The following is a 19571-nucleotide window of genomic DNA, read 5'->3' as shown; positions in this document are numbered from 1 at the left end:
AACCTCTTGCCCGCAAGGGGCAAGAGGTCGCAGCTGCAGTTGCGTGGGGTGCGCCGGAAGCCAGCCGGTCGCTAGGCCTGGCACTCGCCCATCACGTAGGCGCGCGCGAGCTTCTCGGTCTCGACGATGGCGTCGACGTGGCAGCGCTCGCGGCCGTGGGAGTTCATACAGGCCATGCCAAAGGCTGCGTGACGAATGTCGTGGTCCAGGTGCGAGGCGGCGTTCGCGTCGGTCGAGTAGTGGAAGCACACCTGGGTGTCCCACTTGTCGGCGTCGCAGTGCTCCTGGGCACAGCGGATGAGCTGGTTGGTGAGGTCCCAGTCGTAGGGACCCTTGGCGTCGGAGGCGATGACACCCACGTGGTGCTCGTTGGAGTCGTAGTCGGGCCCGATGAGCGTGATGTCGACGGCGACGTACTCGCTCACGTCAGCGGGAACGAAGGCGCCACCGTGTCCGATCTCCTCGTACATGGGGAAGGCGAACAGCGTGTCGTAGGCAGGCTTCTCGCCAGACTCCTTGAACCACTTGAGGATGTCGATCAAAGCGGCAACGGCGGCCTTGTCGTCGATGTGGCGCGAGACGATGTAGCCGTTGTCGAAGGACTCGAAGTGCGGGTCGATTGAGATGATGGCGCCCTCGGTGATGCCCAGCGCGCGGGCGTCGGCGGGACTGTAGACGTCGCCGATGACGCTGACGCTCATGTTGTTCTCGTCGCGGTCGGCCTGACGGCAGTCCTCGAACACGTGGACGGAGTGCTTGTTGCAGATGACCTGCGCGTTCACGACGCGACCGTCACGACAGTGGATGTAGCAGGTCTCGCCCTCGATGGCATGGTAGTTGATGCCGCCGAGCATGCGGACGCGCAGGGTGCCATCGTCGTTGAAGCCACGCACGATCAGGCCGATGGTGTCCAGGTGGGCACCCAGGCAGACGGACTTGCTGGAGTCCTTGCCAGGCACGCGCACGTAGGCTGTAGCCTTGTTGTCGACGGTCATCTCGTAGCCCAGCTCGGCGAACTTGGAGCGCAGGTAGGCATGAATGTCGGCGTAGTAGCCTACGGGACTGTCGACCTTGACAAGCTCCTCGAGGGTGTCGGTCAGGTACCGGGCGTCAATCTGATAGGACATGCATTTCTCCTCTGGTGATCTGGAGGCGGTTGGGTCTGTGGTGCAAACGCGTGCGGCTTGGGCAAGAAGTGCCTGCGCCCTTGGCCGCTACTCCACGGAAACCTGCGGCTTGGCATAGAGGGCCACGAGCTCCTGAAGCATGTCGACCATGGCCTCGAGCTCGGGCACGGGCACGAACTCGCGCACGCCGTGGGCGTTGTAGTAGCACGCCGAGAGATTGCCGCAGGCGAAGCCACGGAAGCTCAGCTGCGAGCCGTCGGTGCCGCCGCGCATGGGGATGCAGGTCATCTCCTGGCCGATCTTGGCGTAGGCGGCGCGCGCGTTTTCGATCAGGTGGCTGTACTCGGGCTTGGTCACGACGTCAGCCAGGTTGTGGTACTGGTCGTGGATCTCGATGGTTAGGACCTCCTGGCCGAACGTCTGGTTGACGAAGTCGACGGCCTTGCGCATGGTCTCCTTGCGAGCCTCGACCTTGGCCTGGTCGTGGTCGCGAATGATGTAGTCGGCCAGGGCCTCCTCGCAGTCGCCCTGGATGCGCTCGAGGTAGTAGAAGCCGTCGTAGTTCTCGGTGTACTCGGGACGCTCCTGGGGCGGCACGAGCGCGTGGAACTTCATGATGGCCTCGCAGGCGTTGACCATGATGCCCTTGGCGGTGCCGGTGTGGACCGAGAGGCCCTTGGCACGGACCTTGGCCTCGGCCGCGTTGAAGGTCTCGTAGCAGAACTCGCCCAGGGGACCGCCGTCGATGGTGTAGCCAAAGGTCGCACCGAACTCGTCGAGGTCCAGGAGGGCGGCGCCGTGGCCAATCTCCTCGTCGGGCACGAAGCTCACGGCCAGGCGCGGGTGAGGAAGGCTCGGGTCGTCCTTCAGGCGGGCCAGAAGGGAGACGACCATCGCGTCGCCGGCCTTGTCGTCGCCGCCCAGAAGCGAGGTGCCGTCAGCGGTGACGAGGTCCCAGCCCACCATGCGCTCGAGGCAGGCGTTGGTCTCGGGGCTGATGAAGACCTCCTTGCCGTCGCGGCCGGTGCCGATGGTCAGCTTGCCGCCCTCGTAGCGCTTGATCTGTGGGTGGACAGGGTCGCCGTAGGACTGCCAGGCAGTGTCGATGTGGCAGCAGAAGCCCAGGGTGGGCAGGTCCTCGCAACCCTCGCTGGCGGGCCAGTGGGCGGTCACGTAGGCGTTCTCGGTGACGACGACGTCCTCGGCGCCCAGCTCGCGCAGGTCGTCGGCGATGACCTTGGCAATGTCGAACTGCGACTCGGTAGAGGGGACTCTGTCGGCCGTCAGGGGGTTGGACTGAGACGGCACGGCACAGTACTTGATGAAGCGATCTACTACGTCACTCATGCTTGGCGGGTTCCTTTCCTCGCGCCCCGCGGAAGGCGGGACAGACACTTTTTTTGCACCAGGCCATTGTGCGCTGCGGCGCAAGCACAACACACATTCTTGTAACACTCGTACGCGCCTTGAAACATTAGGCCTGAGGGTCGCGCTCCCTACGGGCGCGGGCCGCGGCGACGAGGCCGTCCCAGATGCCGCGATCGCTCGAGAGCGCATGCCACATGTACTCGGGATGCCACTGGACGCCCAGGCAGAAGGTCTGCGAGCGGACCTCGATCGCCTCGGGGATGCCGTCGGTGGCGTATCCCACGACGTCGACGTCCTCCCCCGGCTCGAGCACGCAGCAGTGGTGTGAGGAGTTCACCTGGATGAGCTCACGCTCCCCCACGCATCCGTAGAGCGTCGTTCCGGGTCGCACCTCGACGGGATGCGTGGGCTCCTTCAGGACGACGGAGTGGTGCCACAGCGCCATGCCGGGACGCGGCGTCATCCTGTTGATGTCCATGCAGATGCTGCCGCCCCTCACGACGTTGAGCATCTGCATGCCGCGACACGTCGCCAGAAGGGGCTTGTCCCGCTCGAGGACCTTCTTGATCAGCAGGAACTCGTACTCGTCACGCTCGGGGCAGACCTCCTCGGGAATGGGCTCGTCGCTTCCCCAGAACTGCGGGTTGATGTCCTGCCCACCCGGGATCGAGAAGCCGTCGCACATGTTGACGTAGGCCTCGATGAGCTCGGCGTCGTTCGTGATCGGCATCATCATGGGCATGCCGCCGGCGGCCAGGATGGCGTCCAGGTAGCAGTCACCCAGCGACTCGGAGGCGCACAGGGCACCCTCGGCCGGGAACCACCTGGGCGCAACGCCGATCAGTGGCCTGTATAAGGCGTTCTTCTCCACTGTCATTACCATCCCTCGCTAGTCGTCCGAGTCGCGCGCAGGCAGGCGAGAAGTGCCTCTTCCCTTGCACGCGCAGGGGCCCGACCATGCGGCCGGGCCCCTGATATCAATCATATCCCTGCGGCACTACGCCTGCTGGGCAGCCTCGATCGCGGGATCGAGTGCCAGCCTGCGCTCGGCCTCGGAGAGGTTCTTGTCGAACAGGTGGCAGGTGCAGGTGTGGCCCGGCGTGACCTCGATGGCCTCGGGCGCGCGCTCGCGGCAGACCTGCATGCACTTGGGGCAGCGGGTGCTGAAGGCGCAGCCGGTCGGCGGGTTGGTGGGGCTGGGGACGTCGCCCTGCAGGATCTTCTTGCCCTGGATGCGCTCGTCGGCGATGCGCGGGATGACGTCCAGAAGCGCCTGCGTGTACGGGTGCAACGGGTTCTCGAACAGCTCCTCCTTGCTGGCAAGCTCCATCTGGTGACCCAGGTACATGACCATGACCGTGTCGGAGATATGCTTGACGACGGAGAGGTCGTGGCTGATGAACACGTAGGAGAGGCCGAGCTCGTCCTGCAGCTTCTCGAGCAGGTTGATGACCTTCGCCTGGACTGACACGTCGAGCGCCGAGACCGGCTCGTCGCAGACGACGATCTCGGGAACGAGCACTATGGCGCGGGCGATGCCGATGCGCTGGCGCTGGCCGCCCGAGAACTCGTGCGGATAGCGGTACTTGTAGCTCAGGTCCAGACCGACGGCCTGCATGACCTCCTCGACGCGAGCGTCACGCTCGGCGCGGGTCTTGTAGGTGCCCGCGATGTCGATCGGCTCCGCGATGATGTCGGCGACGGTCATGCGCGGGTTGAGCGAGCTGTAGGGGTCCTGGAAGATGAGCTTCATCTTCTGGCGCGCGCGGGTGAGGTCCTGGCCGGAGAGCGCAGTGAAGTCCTCGCCGTCCAGAAGAACCTTGCCCTCGGTGGGCTCCGTCAGGCGCAGGACGCACTTGCCGGTGGTCGACTTGCCGCAGCCGGACTCGCCGACGATGGCAAAGGTCTCGCCGCGGTGCAGCTCGAACGAGACGTCCTCCAGAGCGTGGACGTACTGCTTCGACTTGCCGAAGACCCCCTTCTTGATGGGGTAGCGCTTGACGAGGTGCTCCACCTTGAGCACTACATCGTTCTTGTCCATGTTCTTGCCCATGGGTTACTCACCCCATCCCTTCCTGTACTTCCAGCACGCAACCAGGTGGTTCTCGTCCCCATCGACGGGAAGCATCTCCGGCGCCTGCTTGCAGCAGATGTCCTTGGCAAACGGGCAGCGCGGATGGAAGGGGCAGCCCTTCGGCATCTCGGAGAGCATGGGCACGTTGCCGGGAATCGCGTAGAGTGTATCGACCGCATTGTCGAGCGACGGAATGGAGTCGATGAGGCCCCTGGAGTACGGGTGGAGCGGGTTGGTGAAGAGCTCCGGTGCAAGCGTGTACTCGACCTTGTGGCCGGCATACATGACCAGGACCCAGTCGGCCATCTCGGAGACGACGCCCATGTCGTGCGTGATCAGCATGACGGCGGTGCCGAGCTCGTCTCGCATGCGGTCGATCAGCTGCAGGATCTGCGCCTGGATCGTGACGTCAAGCGCCGTGGTGGGCTCATCGCAGATGAGCAGCGAGGGCTGGCAGGCAAGGGCCATGGCGATCATGATGCGCTGGCGCATGCCGCCCGAGAGCTCATGCGGGTAGCTCTTGAAGACCTTCTCGGGAGCGGGGATGCCGACGAGCTTGATCATCTCGAGCGCGCGGGCGTCCGCTTCCTTCTTGCTCATCTTGGGGTTGTGCACCAGGATGCCCTCGCGAATCTGCTTGCCCGCGGTCATGACCGGGTTGAGCGAGGTCATGGGCTCCTGGAAGATCATGCCGATCTTGTTGCCGCGATAGTGGCGCATCTCCTCGTTGGAGAGCTTGACCATGTCGACGCCGGACAGTTCGATGGAGCCGTTGGTGACCTTGGCAGGCGGGGTCGGCAGAAGGCCCATGATGGACAGGGCGGTCATCGACTTTCCGCAGCCGGACTCACCGACGACGGCAAGCGTTTCTCCCTTGCGCATCTCGAAGCTGAGGCTCGTGATTGCGGGCAGGGCGCCATCCTCAGTGAATAGGGTGACGTTGAGGTCCTTAACGCGGAGAAGCACCTCACGCCTGGCGTTAGTGTCCAAACGCTCCTGGGTCAGCTCCTTGCCCCTCTCCTGGAGCTCCTCGCTGACGACCTCGGTGGTGGTGCGACCGCGCCTTTCTTCTTCAGCCATAGTCTCCCCTCCCTACGAGCGCATCTTGGGGTCGAGCGCGTCACGAAGCGCGTCGCCAAGAAGGTTGAAGGCCATTACCGTGATGATGATTGCGATGCCCGGGACGATCGAGTAGTTCGTGTTCGACTGGATGTAGGGCTGGGAGGCCGAGATCATCTGGCCCCAGCTTGCCATGGGAGGCTGAACGCCCAGGCCCAGGAACGAGAGGGACGCCTCGGAGAGAATCGCGTTGGGGATGCCCAGGGTCGAGACGACGATGAGCGTCGAGATGCAGTTGGGAAGCAGGTGCTTCATGATGATGCGCCAGCTCTTGCCGCCCGACAGGACGCAGGACTGGATGTACTCCGAGTTCTTCAGGCGCATGACGTCGCCGCGCACCAGGCGCGCCGTCGAGGTCCACATGAGCAGGCCCAGCGCGACGTAGAGGTTCACGAGGCCGGGACCCATGACGAACATGACGACGATTGCGAACAGCAGGAACGGGAAGGACGAGAACACCTGGATCACGAAGGAGATCACGGCGTCGACCTTGCCGCCGAAGTAGCCAGCGAAGACGCCCGCAAGGAAGCCTATGACCAGTGCGATAATCTGGGAGACGACGCCGACCGACAGCGAGATGCGGCAGCCGTAGATGACACGCGAGAGGATGTCGCGGCCGAACTCGTCGGTGCCGAAGACGTGGGCACCGCCCGGTGCCGCCAGCATGTTGGAGAGTTCTTGGGCGTCGGGGTCGAAGGGCGCGAGCACGGGGGCCAGGATCGCCACGAGCACCAACAGGCCCACGACAAACAGGCAGGCCATGCCCAGCTTGTTCTTCTTGAAGATGTTCCAGCTAACCGCCCAGTAGCTCTGCGCGCGCTTCTTGCCGCCCGCACGCTCGGCCGTCTGGGCCTTGGCAGCATCGGCCGCGATGCGCTCGGCCTCGCGCACCTTCTTGTCGTTCTTGTCACTGTTGAGAAGTGCCATTATTCCGCTGCCTCCCCTCCGAGTCGAATGCGCGGGTCGACGACGGCGTAGAGGATGTCGACGACGAGGTAGACCACGACGCAAATGATTGCGATGTACATGACGCCGCCCTCGATGAGCGGGAGGTCACGTGCGTTGATGGCGTCAAGCAGGAGCTTGCCCATGCCGGGAATCGCGAAGACGGATTCGATGAGGATAGAACCGGTGAAGATCTCTCCCAGCTGGGTACCGGCGATGGTGATGATGGGAATCAGGGCGTTGCGCAGGCCGTGGACCAGAATGATGGCCGAGGTCTTGAGGCCCTTGGCCTCAGCGGTCCTCATGAAGTCCTGGTTGAGCACGTCCATCATCGAGGTACGCGTGACGCGGGCGATGCTTGCGGCGTAGCGCGTACCCAAAGCGATGGTCGGCAGGACGAAGGCCGCGGCGGTCTTGACGCCCGAGAGCGGGAACCACTTGAGGTTGAGCGCAAAGACGATCTGGACCAGGATGGCCACCCAGAACGCCGGCGCCGATATGCCGAAGATCGAGAGCGCCATCAAGAGTCGGTCCACCCACTTGCCGTGGTACACCGCAGAGACGACGCCGACGACCAGTCCGAATACGAGCGCGAACAGGTAGGCGAAGCCCGCGAGCTTGGCCGTCACGGCAAAGGCCGTTCCCATCAGGACCGTAACGCTCTTGTTCTGCGTGTACGAAGTGCCAAAGTTACCCTGGACCATGTTGCCGAACCAGTTGACGTACTGCTCGGTGACCGGCCTGTCGAGGCCCATGTTGTGCCTCACCTGCTCGATGGTCTGCTCATCAGCCATGTCACCCATCATGACGCGAACCGGGTCTCCCGGGACGACGTTGAGGATGAAGAACGTGATGGCAGAAATGCAGATGACGACACCAACGGCCTGCAGGACTCTCTTGATAAGGAAGTCCCTCATCTGGCCCCCTCCTTTCGTGCCTAACATATAAGAATCTGACATAAGAATCTGTTATGCCTGGAACACTTTAGACGTAAAAAGGGACGACGCTTCAAAAGCGCCGCCCCTTGAAACATGATGGTTAGATATCAATCATTCCATCTTCGCAATTGGTCAAACTAGCCGGCGTAGTCTTCCTTGGTGGTGTCGATGTCGACATCGTTCATGTGGTAGACCAGGTTGCCAACCTTGGCGTTCTTGACGTAGTCCTTGGCAACGAACTGGTTCTTGGGGTAGTACAGGGGAATCGTCGCGTAGTCCTGGCGGGTCAGGATGTCGTCGGCCTGCTTGTAGAGGTCAGCGCGCTTGTCCTGGTCCTGCTCGATGCGAGCCTGGGAGACGAGGTCGTCGAACTCGGGGTTGTTGTAGAACGAGCTCTTTGCCTTCGCGTTCTCGCTGTAGAAGTACGTGTACATGTGGTTGTCCGCGTCAGCATACAGGGGGAACCAGCCCAGAGCAGTGATCTCGAGGTTGCCGTCAGCCCAGTCCTGAGCCCAGACGCCGTTGTCCTCGGTCTCGACGGTCAGCTTGACGCCAATCTTGTCCCAGTAGTCCTGGACGGCAACGAGCTGCTTCTGGTTGATGTTGGCGCGAACCTTGGCGGAGAGCTCAAGGTTGGAGACGCCAGCCTCGGCGAGAAGGGCCTTGGCCTTCTCGGGGTCGTACTCGAACGTAGGAGCGCTGTCATCGTGGCCCGGGGTCTGGGGAGCGAGCCAACCGGAGGGAGCGATGCCCGCGCCGCCGGCAATGGACTGGATGAGCTCATCGCGGTTGATCGCGAGGGAGAGGGCCTTGCGGACCCTGACGTCCTGGAGCTTCTCGGAGCTGAGGTTCAGGTTGACGAACTGGACGCCGAGGGTCTGGTACTGGGTGATGAGGTCCTTGACGTCGGGGTCGCCCTGGTACTGCTGGAGCTGGGAGGCGTCGAGGTCGCAGTAGTCGATGTCGCCGTTCTTGAAGGACATCATCTTGGTGTTGAGATCGTCGATGAAGGTGAAGTGAATCTCGTCGAGGGCGGGGGTGCCGTCGTGGTAGTCCTCGAACTTCTCGAGAACGACCTCGGTGGTGTCGTCGTTGGAGACGACCTTGTACTTGCCGGTGCCGATGACGTTGGTGCCGGTGCCCCAGGCGTCGCCAGCCTTCTCGCAGGCATCCTTGGGGAAGATGTCAGCGTAGTCGATGCCGAGGTTGTTAACGAAAGTGATCATGGGGTCGGTGAGGACGAAGGTGAAGTGCGTGTCATCCTCGACCGTGAGGCCCTCGAGCTCGGTAGCGGTTCCGGCGAGCATCTCCTTGGCGCCCTTGATCTTGTCGTACATGTAGGTGGACTTGGCACCGGTCTCAGGCTTGAACATACGCTCGAAGGAGTACTTGACGTCATCGGCGGTCAGCGTGGAGCCGTCGTGGAACTTGATGCCCTCCTTGAGCTCGCAATGCAGGGTGACGCCGTCGGCCTCGAAGGTCGGGATCTCCTTAAGGAGGCAGGGGACGAGCTCGTTGTCCTCGGTCCAGAGAAGGGGTGCCTCGAAGATGGAGTCGGCGATGGAGGAAGAGCCAGAGTTGGTCGACTTCTGCATGTCCAGGCCCTGCTTGGCGTTAGCCTGACCGAACTTCAGGATCTTCTTCTTGCTGCCATCGGCAGAGGCATCGGAGCCACCGCAGGCGGCAAGCATCGAGGAGGCCGCAGCACCACCGGCGGTAACTGCGGAGGCCTTGAGGAAGCTGCGACGGCTAAGGGACTTCTCCATCATTTTCGTACCTTTCAACGTGGGACGTGAATCCGAGGGAACGTTTCCCCCTCATTGTCAGTGGGACTACTATGCACCACGCTGAAAGCAAAAATGATGAATTAGATTTTGCAGAAATGCACCCTTAACAATGAAAGTTGCCCAATGTTTCAGGAGCGTAACTAGGCCAAACTGGTTATCAATATTGAATACAAGCCAGCAGAAGACAGCTCGCTGGAAAGCGAGGCGCGCTCGGGTTTTCTTACCGTTTGAATCGGCGTGTAGGGGACGTGCGCGAAGCCCGCAGGGATCTTCAGACCGCACGACCTGACCGCGTGCAGAACGCGGTACATGACTTGATTGCAGACGTAGAGCCCAGCGGTGTCGGAGACCTTGGAGGGAACGCCTGCGGCGCTCATGGCCGAGACGGCGTCGTCGAGCGGCAGAGTCGAGAGGTAGGCGTCAGGTCCGCCCTCGACGACTGGGTCACCCTGGGGCTGCGCGCCGTCGTTGTCGGGAATGCGGGCGACCATGCGGTTGACGGCAACGCGCTCCGGCGTGACGCAGGTGCGCCCGCCCGCCTCGCCCACGCTGAGGACCGCAGCGGGCTCAAGCTCGCGGATGGCGGACTCTACGATGTCGCCCGACGCACCGAAGACCACGGGCAGCTTGATCTTGTGGATGGGATGTCCCTCGACCTCATCGGGAAGAAGGCGCACTGCCTCCCACGACGCGTTGCTCTTCTCTCCCCCGAAGGGCTCGAAACCCGTGACGATGACCGGACGTGCCATGGATCCTCCCGATGCCTCATGCGGGTGGACGCCCACCCGTCTCGAACGTAGTAGAGCATAGCGATACGAAGGCCTCGAGTCTCGCTCGACAACAAAAAAGGGGAGCCGCCGAAGCGACTCCCCTTCGAGTTCAATAAGCGCGAAGCTTACTTCTCGGTGGCCTCGGTGGCCTCCTCGGCAGCCTCAGCGGTCTCGCCCTCGGGCTCGTCCATGGGCTTGACCTCAACCTCGACGCCCAGCGTCTCGGCAGCGGCCTTCATGGAGAGGGAGATGCGACGACGATCGAGGTCGATCTCCATGACCTTCACCTGGACGGTGTCGCCAACGGTGCAGACCTGCGCGGGAGCGTCGACGTGCTGCTTGGCCATCTCGGAGATGTGGACCAGGCCCTCAACGCCATCACCGAGGTCGACGAAGGCGCCGAAGGTGACGAGCTTGGTGACGGAACCCTCGACGATAGCGCCGACGGGGTACTTCTTGACGAGGGTCCTCCAAGGATCCTCGGTGGTCTGCTTGAGACCGAGGGAGATGCGCTCGCGGTTGAGATCCACGTCGAGAACCTGAACCTCGACCTCCTGACCGACCTTGACGACCTCGGAGGGGTGGTTGACGTGGTTCCAAGAGAGCTCGGAGATGTGGATGAGGCCATCGATGCCACCGAGGTCGACGAAGGCGCCGAAGTCGACGATGGAAGAGACGGTGCCCTTGAGGCGCATGCCGCTCTGGAGCTTGGAGAGGATCTCGGAACGCTCGGCCTTGCGAGCCTCCTCGAGAACGACGCGACGGGAGAGGACGACGTTGTTGCGGTTGCGGTCCATCTCGATGACGCGGGCCTCGATGCGGGTGCCCATGTAGGCGTTGAGGTCCTTGACCCTGCGGAGGTCAACGAGGGAGGCAGGCAGGAAGCCACGGAGGCCGATGTCGAGGATAAGACCACCCTTGACGACCTCGATAACCTCACCCTCGACGTTCTGGCCGGCGTTGAACTTCTCCTCGACGGCGTTCCAGGCACGCTCGTACTCGGCACGCTTCTTGGAGAGGATCAGACGACCCTCCTTGTCCTCCTTCTGGAGAACGAGAGCCTCGATGGTGTCGCCCAGGTTGACGATCTCCTCGGGGTTGACGTCCTTGCGGATGGAGAGCTCACGGGAGGGGATGACGCCCTCAGACTTGAAGCCGATGTCCAGCAGAACCTCATCGTGCTCAATCTTGACGACGGTGCCCGTCACAAGATCGCCCTCATCAAAGTCGGTAATGGTACCGTCGATGAGGCTGTTCATCTCCTCGTCGGAAACGTCATCCAGGGAGAAGATGGACGAGTTTTGAATCTCACTCAAAGGTGGACCCCTTTCGAAAACGGGGCCCCGATCTACATGATCGCTGCCTAGGGCGCTCGGCTGACGCGTTGCGCAATTGGAAACTTACATGCTCTCGGGGGCCAACAGATACAGGTGTACGAGCATTTTGCCCATACGTTAGGTAGATTAGCGTTATTGGGGTGCAAATTTCAAGTTCTTGCAGTGCCAAAGCCAAATTTCACTACTATCCCAAATTTTTCTAGACGTTTGGGTACCTTATGTGGTAGTCGATGTAGCCGCATCGAACGACTCGAACGCACCTTGGAAGGGGGGGGTCTCATGATTCGTGCAATTCTGTTCGACCTTGACGACACCCTCCTCGACATCAACCTGACGGCGTTCATCACGCGCTACGTCACCCAGAAGGCCCGCATCGTCGGGCGCATTACGCGAACGCCCTCCGCCCTGGTCATGGCCCACATGGCCAAGGGCTACCTCGACGTCTCCGACCCAAAGCGCGAGGACGGCATGACCAACCTCGAGCTCTTTAACAGCTCCTACCTGCGTCGCACGGGCGTCCCCCTGGACGACCCCATCATCGCGGACGTGCTCGACTATTACGAGAAGAACTGCCTTTGGGGCATGAAGGGCTCTATGGTGCAGGCGCGTCCGCGCGAGGGCGCACGACGCACCATCGAGCGCGCGCAGGAGCTCGGGCTGACGGTAGCCCTTGCCACCAACCCGACCTTCACGCTTGACTGCGACCGGGTGCGCATGGAGTGGGCAGAGGTTGCCGACATTGGCTTCGCTCGCATTTCTCACATTGCGAACTCTACGCGAAGCAAGCCCGATGCCCGCTACTACCAGGAGTTCATCTCGAAGCTCGGGTTCACGCCCCAAGAGTGCCTGATGGTGGGAAACGACGCCCGCCGCGACTTCCCGCGCCCCGACATCGCACTGCGCACCGCCTACGTGGGACACGCCTGGCCCAGGCGCGCCATCTGGCGAGGGTCCATCGGCGCCCTGGGCGACGCCCTCCCCCAGGTCATCAGCCTTCTCGACGCAAGCGAGGGTGGCACGACGAACCCGTAGCGTGCGGCTCGCCTGCAGCGCGGCTCCATGCGTGAATTAGCCGCGAATAATGGGCACCTCGGCTCAGAAGGCCACCATACCTGAGAAAATGCACCTATCGAATGACCAATCCCTTCTCGCCCAGCGCGAGAGAACGACCGATGGAGTCCCCATGGACAGCACCAGCTACGCGAATCACATCGCCATCCTGAACGAGGAGCTCGTCTGTGCGCTCGGCTGCACGGAGCCCATCGCCGTGGCCTATGCCGCGGCCCTGGCGAAGGCCGCACTGCGTCAGAACCCCACGCACCTCGAGGTTGCCTGCAGCGGCAACATCATCAAGAACGTCAAGAGCGTCACCGTCCCCAACTCCGGCGGCATGCGCGGCATCGAGGCCGCAGCCACCCTGGGCGCGCTGGGCGGCGACCCGCTGCGCGAGCTGGAGGTGCTCCAGGCCGTGGGTCCCGAGGACATCTCGAGGACCCGCGAGTTCGTCGAGGCTGGCTTCTGCGACGTAGAGCTCGCCGAGGGCGTGCCCAACCTGTACGTGCGCGTGGTCGCCCAGTGCGATGGACACAGGGCCGTCGCCTGCATCGAGGAGCGCCACACGAACGTGGTCGAACTCACGCTCGACGGCGAGCCCACCGTGGCCGCCGGGAAGACCGCGGTGTCCGCAGAGCTGCAGGAGGACGGCTCTTCGGCCGACCGCTCCAAGCTCTCGCTCCAGTCCATCTGGGACTTCGCCCACGAGCTCAAGATCGAGGACGTGGACGAGCTCATCACCAGGCAGATCGAGACCAACCAGGCAATCTCAAACGAGGGCCTGACCAACCGCTGGGGCGCCAACATCGGAAGCACCCTGCTCAAGAGCCGCTCCCAGGACATCAGCTGCAAGGCGCGCGCCGCGGCCGCCGCCGGCTCGGACGCCCGCATGAGCGGCTGCGCCATGCCCGTCGTCATCAACTGCGGCAGCGGCAACCAGGGCATCACCTGCTCGCAGCCCGTGCTCGAGTACGCGCACGAGCTCTGGAGCAGCCACGAGGACCTGGTGCGCGCCGTCGTGCTGTCGGACCTGACGGCCGTGCACGTGAAGTACTTCATCGGCGAGCTCTCCGCGTTCTGCGGCGCCGTCTCGGCCGGCTGCGGCGCGGGTGCAGGCATCTGCATGCTGCGCGGCGGCTCGTTCGCCCAGTTCGAGGCCACCATCGTCAACACCCTCGCCAACGTCGGCGGCATCGTGTGCGACGGCGCCAAGCCCAGCTGTGCCGCCAAGATCTGCGCGGCCGTCGACGCCGCGATCCTGGGCTGCGACATGGCGCTCGCCGACGACAACTTCCTCGCCGGCGACGGCCTCGTGGGCCAGAACGCCGAGGAGACCATCCGCTCGATGGGCTACGTCGGCCGCGTCGGCATGCACCCGACCGACGTCGAGATCCTGAACATCATGATCGGAAAGACGAACGTGAGCCAGGGGTAACCTCGGCAGGAACAACCCCATAAGACGCAAAGGGGCTGGCCACCAGGCCAGCCCCTTTTGCACCCTGCTCTGCCTAGCACTTCTTGATAACGCGATAGCCCGCCTTGGCGACCACGTCCTCGTACGCGGCGAGGTCGATGGGCTTCTTGCACAGCACGCGCGCGCAGCGCTGGGAAAGGTCGACACGAGCCCAGGTGCCTGGAACCGCGTTGAGGGCGCTCTCGACGCGCTGGGCACAGCGCGCGCAGGACATGCCGCCGATTCGAAGGTCAGCCGAGAAGGGATAGTGCGACTCGTCGGCATCCGCTACGCGGGCGCGAGCAAAGCTCACTCCCGGATCGCTCTTCGCCCCCGAGCAGCAGTCGCGCTTACCCGTCGCGGCGCCCCAGAACCTCCGGGCACCCAGAGCGACAGCAAGCGCGACCAGCGCAAGAACGACGACATCGGCAATGCCCATATGATCCTCCCTAGAGTTTACTAGGGATAACTATAGCCAAGCCAACCAGAGGCGTCGGACCCTACTCCGAAAAGCCACGGTAGGCGCACCCTACACTACAAAGCCACGGTCCTCGAGCAGGGGGCCCAGCAGGCCGTCGGCCGACTGCGTGGCAAGCTCGTCGCAGCGCTCGTTGAGTTCGGTGCCGGCGTGTCCCTTAACCCAGACGAAGCTCACCTCATGGGGCTTCTTCGCGGCAAGCAGCCGCTTCCACAGGTCGGAATTCTTGACCGGCTGCTTGCTCGCGTTCTTCCAACCCTTCTTGAGCCAGCCCCAGATCCACCCCTTGTTGAAGGCGTTCACCACGTACTGGGAGTCGGAATGGACCTCCACCACGCACGGGCGCTTGAGCGCCTCGAGCGCGGCGACGACGCCCAGGATCTCCATGCGGTTGTTTGTCGTGGTCTTGTAGCCCTGGCTGAGCTCGCGACGATGCTCGACGCCGTTCGCATCGGTGAACAGGAGCACGGCGCCGTAGCCGCCGGGACCGGGGTTGCCGCGCGACGAGCCGTCCGTCCAGACGGTCACGCGCATGCGGTTGTCAACGGGCACCTCGTGCAGCGCGCCGGGGTGCTCGGACATAAACTGATCGAAACTCGCCATTACTTAGCCTCCGCCCAGTTGGAGCCGTAGCTCACGTCCGCCAGCAGCGGAACGCGCAGGTCCGCGACGCCCTCCATCGTCTCGCGCACGAGCTCGGAGAGGGTCTCGACCTCGTCGACGGGGACCTCGAAGTCGAGCTCGTCGTGAATCTGCAGGACGAGCTTGCTCCTGAGCCCCTCCTCGCGCAGGCGGTCGGCCACGCGGATCATCGCGATCTTGATGATGTCGGCCGCGGTGCCCTGCATGGGGTGGTTCATGGCGGTTCGCTCGGCAAAGCTGCGCAGCTGGAAGTTGCTCGCCTTGATGTCCTTGATCTGGCGGCGACGGCCGTACATGGTGATGGCAAAGCCCGTCTTGCGCGCGAACTCGATGCTCGCGTCGAGGAACTGCCTGACGCCGGGGTACGCCTCGAAGTAGCGGTCGATCATCCCCTGGGCCTCCGCCCTGCCGATCTTGAGCGAGGTGGCCAGGCCATAGGCCTGCTGGCCGTAGACGATGCCGAAGTTGACCGCCTTGGCGCGGCTGCGCAGCTGCGGGGTAACCTCCTCGACCGGCACGCCAAAGACGCGTGCCGCGGTGGCCGCGTGGAAGTCGGCGCCCTCGTTGAAGGCGGCAACCAGGTGCTCGTCTCCCGAAAGGTGCGCGAGCAGGCGCAGCTCGATCTGGGAGTAGTCGCAGGCCAGAAAGACGCTGCCTTCGGGCACGGTGAAGGCGGTCCTCACGCGATGGCCCAGCTGGGAGCGGGTCGGGATGTTCTGGAGGTTGGGCTCGGAGCTCGACAGGCGCCCCGTTGCGGCGACGGTCTGGTTGAGCGTGGTGTGGACGCGGTGGTCGCTGCGGATAAGCGCCGGAAGCGCATCGAGGTAGGTGCTCTTGATCTTTGCGCGCTCGCGGTACTCCAGCACCTGCTGGACCACCTCATAGTCGCGCGCAAGGTCGCCAAGAATCTTGGCATTGGTCGAGTAGAAGCCCTTCTTGGTCTTCTTGAGCCCCTGCGTCGGCAGGCCCATCACGTCGAACAGCACGTGCGAAAGCTGCTGCGGCGAGTCAAGGTTGAACTTCTCGCCCGCCTGCTCGTGAATGGAGCTGACCATGCCCTCGATCTCGGTCCCGAGCTCGGCGGACTGCTCGGCCATCTTGGCGGCGTCGGCGTACAGGCCGCAGCGCTCCATCTGGAGCAGCACCACCAGAAGCGGCATCTCGACGTTGCGGAAGAGGTCCTTGGCGCCCTCGGCCCCTAGGCGCCTGGAGAGGGGCTCCACCAGCTGCAGCGCGGCGCATACGTCGAGCGCCGCCGCGGGCAGCTCGTCGGTTGCCTCGGGCATGACGCCCGCGCACAGGGTGGGATTCGCGTAGAGCTCGGCCACGCTGAAGGCGCCGGAGTCGGAGTCGAGCAGGTAGCCGGCAATTGCCACGTCGAACAGGCGCGCGGGGTCGAGCTCGGTCGCCTCGACCTTCGCAGGCTGCGCGGAGTCCATCGGGAAGAGCTCGTGGAGAAGTGCCTTCACGTCGCCGCCGACGAGCAGACCCTCGCGAACAAGGAGTGCCAGGGCCGCATCCACGGCCTCGTCTCCGACCAGGCGCATGAGCTTCTGGCCCGAGGCAAGCCACAGCACGCGGGGAGGCTCCTCGTCGAAGAGCGACTGCTGCCCCTTCTTCTTTTGGGGCTTCTGGAGCTCGGCCGCAACCCACTGCTTCGACAAGACGGCCTCGCCGAGCGCCGCCTGGGCCGCGTCGCCCTCGAGCGGCTCGGGAACCTCGAGTTGGTTGGTCGCCTGGCGCGCGGAGGCGGGCATCTCGGCGCCGCCCAGCCGCACCAGGCGCCGGGTCATGCCCGTGAAGCCCAGGGCCGAAAACGCCTCGACCACGGTCTCGGGGTCGAAGGTGGGGAACTTGGCGTCGGAAAGCTCGAGCTCGATGGGGGCGTTGGTGAGGATGGTCGCGACCTTGCGGCTCAGCAGGGCGTCGTCGATGTGGGCGCGAAGGTTCTCGCCCATCTTGCCCTTGACCTCGTCGGCGTGCGCGATGACCTCGTCCAGGTTGCCGTACTGGACGATGAGCGCAGCAGCCTTCTTGGGACCGATGCCTGGGACGCCGGGGATGTTGTCGGAGCTGTCGCCCTTGAGGCCGTAGAAGTCCGGCACGAGTTCGGGGGTGATGCCGTGGTAGAGGTCGTCGACGCTCTCGGGGGTCATGATGCTGACGTCAGACACGCCCTTCTTGGTGGCGACAATCTTGACGCGCTCGGTCGCCAGCTGGTACATGTCGCGGTCTCCGGTGAAGAGCAGCATATCGTAGCCGGCCGCCTCGCCGCGACGCGCAAGGGTGCCCAGGATGTCGTCGCCCTCCCAGCCGGGGCACTCGACCACGGGCACGTCGAGCGCGCGGAGCAGGTCCTTCACCATGGGGAACTGCTCGTGGAGGGCAGGGTCCATGGGCGGGCGCTGCGCCTTGTACTGCGGGAGCATGTCGATGCGCACCTGGGGCTTGCCCTTGTCGAACGCGCAGATGACGCCGTCGGGATCGAACGACTCGACCAGCTTTATGAACATGTTGAAGAAGCCGAACAGCGCGTTGGTGGCACGACCGTCCGGCGCGTTCATGGGCTGCCTGATCGCGTGAAACGCCCTGTGCATGAGCGAGTTACCGTCGATGACGGCGATGGTCCTTCTGCGCGCGGCTGCCCGCGAGTCCGCCTGGGCCTCGCCCTGGGCGTCAATCTGAGAGTCTGCCATGAGCTAGTCTCCTTGGAGTTGAGTGTGTCCTTAGATTGTAGCGGGCGCACGCGACGGAATCGGACGCTGCACCAAAAGGGCTCAGTGCAAGAGAGGCGCAAGGCTGCCGCGAGCAGGACAAGAGGAGCGTGCGAGGCAAGCGGCTTGCAAACAGCCGACAGACGGCTGGCGGACAGAAAGAGGCCACCGCAACCGGATCGGTCACGGTGGCCTAAAGATCCAGCTCACGCGAGCGTACGCACAGGCAAGAAGTACCCGCCTGCCAAAGCCGCGACTCGTTGCGCGACGCCTAGGCGAGGGAGGCCGCAACCTCCGCCGCGCAGGCAAGGCCGTCGGCGATGGCGTTGACCACCAGCGAGGAGCCGTTGCGCGCGTCGCCCGCGGCGTACACGGGCACCTTGCCCTGGGTGCTCACGAGGTGCTCGTCGGCGGCGGCAAGCTGCGGACGAACGCCGTCGCGGAAGGGCACGGTCTTGCAGCCGAGCGCCTCGAAGACGGAGGCGCAGGGACCGCTGAATCCCATGGCGATGAGGACCAGCTGCGCCGGGATGGTACGCTCGGTGCCCTCGATGGGCTCGGGCTTGCCGTGGCTCCAGTCGAGCGAGACGACGCGCAGGCCGGCAACGGAGCCGCCCTTCTCGCCCTCGCCTGCCTCCTGCTCGAGGACCTCGAGGGTGTTCGTGGCCCACAGGCGCGGGTCCTCGCCCTGGATGGCGATGGCCTCGAGCTGACCGTAGTCGGTCTTCTTGAGGGTCGCCCACTCGGGCCAGGGGTTGCCCTCCGCACGCTTCTCGGGAGGAGCGGGCAGGAACTCGAGCTGGGTCACGCTCTTGGCGCCCTGGCGAAGCGCAGTGGCCACGCAGTCGGTACCGGTGTCGCCGCCACCGACGACCACGACGTCCAGGCCGGCCGCGCTGATGGCGGGGTCGGAGCCACTCACGACGGACTTGGTCGAGCTCGTCAGGTAGTCGACCGCGAGGGTCACGCCGTCGAGGTCGGCACCGGGGCAGCGCAGCGTGCGGGCGGCGCCGGCACCGGCAGAGACGACCACGGCGTCAAACTCGCCGCCGGTCAGGCGCTTTGCGACGGCAGGGTCACCCGCGTCGGCAGAGCACTCGAAGGCGATGCCGCTCTTGCGCATCAGCTCGATGCGGCGGGCGACGACGTCCTTGGGGAGCTTCATGTTGGGGATGCCGTACATCAGCAGGCCACCAGGGGCGTCGCTCTTCTCGAACACCGTGACCGAAAGGCCGCGGCGCGCAAGCTCCCAAGCGGTGGCGAGGCCGGCGGGGCCAGAGCCCACCACGGCGACCTTGGCGGCGCCCGTGGCGGCCGCGGGCAGAGGCGCCACGGAAGCGGAGCCTGTGGCCCAGGCATGGTCGCTGATGGCGCGCTCGTTGTCGCGAATCGTGGTCGGCTCGTCGTGCAGGCCCAGGTTGCACGCGGTCTCGCACAGGGCGGGGCACACGCGGCCCGTAAACTCGGGGAACGGGTTGGTGAGCGAGAGGCGGCCGGCCGCGGAGTCCCAAAGGCCGCGGTAGAGCAGGTCGTTCCACTCGGGGATCAGGTTGTGCAGCGGACAGCCAGAGGTGCGCGCCTTGCCGAAGGCGATGCCGCTCTGGCAGTAGGCGACGCCGCACATCATGCAGCGCGACGCCTGCAGCTGCTGGAGCTCCTCGCTCAGCGGCTGGGCGAACTCCTCGAAGTCCGCTACGGTCTGACTCTTGTCACGCTCCGCGTGTGCGACGCGCTTGACGTCAAGAAATGCTCCGGGCTTACCCATG

At 64.2% G+C, this 19571-nt stretch carries 16 protein-coding genes; 2 read left to right on the top strand and 14 right to left on the bottom strand.

All coding sequences use genetic code 11. The annotated features are described in order from the left end of the window. Window positions 1-71 precede the first annotated feature (71 nt). The 10 genes from B5D13_RS08210 to rpsA all read right to left on the bottom strand — a co-directional run bounded on the left by B5D13_RS08210 (window position 72) and on the right by rpsA (window position 11444). A complete protein-coding gene (locus B5D13_RS08210; protein WP_078687822.1) occupies window positions 72-1127 on the bottom strand; it encodes a M20/M25/M40 family metallo-hydrolase in 1056 nt (351 codons plus the stop codon). 87 nt (window positions 1128-1214) lie between these two features. After that, window positions 1215-2474, bottom strand: a complete 1260-nt coding sequence (gene pepT / locus B5D13_RS08205; RefSeq protein WP_078687821.1) for a peptidase T — start codon at window positions 2472-2474, stop codon at window positions 1215-1217. Window positions 2475-2601: 127 nt separating this feature from the next. After that, entirely contained in the window at window positions 2602-3372 is a 771-nt protein-coding gene (locus B5D13_RS08200; protein WP_234970836.1) for a gamma-glutamyl-gamma-aminobutyrate hydrolase family protein, read from the bottom strand. 120 nt (window positions 3373-3492) lie between these two features. Further along, window positions 3493-4548, bottom strand: a complete 1056-nt coding sequence (locus B5D13_RS08195; RefSeq protein WP_078687819.1) for an ABC transporter ATP-binding protein — start codon at window positions 4546-4548, stop codon at window positions 3493-3495. Between the two features lie 3 nt (window positions 4549-4551). Next, entirely contained in the window at window positions 4552-5649 is a 1098-nt protein-coding gene (locus B5D13_RS08190) for an ABC transporter ATP-binding protein (protein ID WP_078687818.1), read from the bottom strand. 12 nt (window positions 5650-5661) lie between these two features. Beyond that, window positions 5662-6615: an ABC transporter permease gene (locus B5D13_RS08185; protein WP_078687817.1), complete on the bottom strand. Its 954-nt coding sequence runs from the start codon at window positions 6613-6615 to the stop codon at window positions 5662-5664. Continuing rightward, a complete protein-coding gene (locus tag B5D13_RS08180; protein ID WP_078687816.1) occupies window positions 6615-7550 on the bottom strand; it encodes an ABC transporter permease in 936 nt (311 codons plus the stop codon). The genes B5D13_RS08185 and B5D13_RS08180 overlap by 1 nt, the downstream gene beginning before the upstream one ends. A 158-nt stretch (window positions 7551-7708) precedes the next feature. Further along, on the bottom strand, window positions 7709-9340 hold the full coding sequence (locus B5D13_RS08175) for an ABC transporter substrate-binding protein (protein WP_180363898.1): 1632 nt from the start codon (window positions 9338-9340) through the stop codon (window positions 7709-7711). 158 nt (window positions 9341-9498) lie between these two features. After that, window positions 9499-10107, bottom strand: a complete 609-nt coding sequence (locus tag B5D13_RS08170; protein WP_078687815.1) for a pyroglutamyl-peptidase I — start codon at window positions 10105-10107, stop codon at window positions 9499-9501. Between the two features lie 146 nt (window positions 10108-10253). Beyond that, complete coding sequence (rpsA, locus tag B5D13_RS08165; RefSeq protein ID WP_078687814.1) at window positions 10254-11444, bottom strand: 30S ribosomal protein S1; 1191 nt, start codon at window positions 11442-11444, stop codon at window positions 10254-10256. Between the two features lie 300 nt (window positions 11445-11744). Here rpsA and B5D13_RS08160 point away from each other — a divergent pair, with 300 nt between their 5' ends. Together B5D13_RS08160 and B5D13_RS08155 are read left to right on the top strand one after the other, a co-directional pair. Beyond that, window positions 11745-12497 carry an HAD family hydrolase gene (locus B5D13_RS08160; protein ID WP_078687813.1) on the top strand — a complete coding sequence of 251 codons (753 nt, stop codon included), beginning with the start codon at window positions 11745-11747 and terminating at the stop codon, window positions 12495-12497. Window positions 12498-12648: 151 nt separating this feature from the next. Beyond that, a complete protein-coding gene (locus tag B5D13_RS08155; RefSeq protein ID WP_078687812.1) occupies window positions 12649-13953 on the top strand; it encodes an L-cysteine desulfidase family protein in 1305 nt (434 codons plus the stop codon). 73 nt (window positions 13954-14026) lie between these two features. Here the strand turns inward: B5D13_RS08155 and B5D13_RS08150 are convergent, their stop codons facing one another. From B5D13_RS08150 to B5D13_RS08135, 4 genes are all read right to left on the bottom strand, one after another. Continuing rightward, complete coding sequence (locus B5D13_RS08150) at window positions 14027-14410, bottom strand: heavy-metal-associated domain-containing protein (RefSeq protein ID WP_078687811.1); 384 nt, start codon at window positions 14408-14410, stop codon at window positions 14027-14029. 90 nt (window positions 14411-14500) lie between these two features. Next, window positions 14501-15031, bottom strand: coding sequence for a ribonuclease HI (rnhA, locus tag B5D13_RS08145; RefSeq protein WP_369821287.1), 531 nt, complete (start codon window positions 15029-15031; stop codon window positions 14501-14503). 20 nt (window positions 15032-15051) lie between these two features. Next, window positions 15052-17787: a DNA polymerase I gene (gene polA, locus B5D13_RS08140; protein WP_090991499.1), complete on the bottom strand. Its 2736-nt coding sequence runs from the start codon at window positions 17785-17787 to the stop codon at window positions 15052-15054. A gap of 289 nt (window positions 17788-18076) precedes the next feature. Then, window positions 18077-19570: a glutamate synthase subunit beta gene (locus tag B5D13_RS08135; RefSeq protein ID WP_078687810.1), complete on the bottom strand. Its 1494-nt coding sequence runs from the start codon at window positions 19568-19570 to the stop codon at window positions 18077-18079. Between the last annotated feature and the right edge of the window lies 1 nt (window position 19571).

Source organism: Olsenella sp. KH1P3 (genome assembly GCF_900167315.1).
Classification (GTDB): Bacteria; Actinomycetota; Coriobacteriia; order Coriobacteriales; family Atopobiaceae; genus Olsenella_J; species Olsenella_J umbonata_A.
The sequence above is the reverse complement of the archived record's forward strand: the minus strand, read 5'-3'. Positions and strand labels throughout refer to the sequence as shown.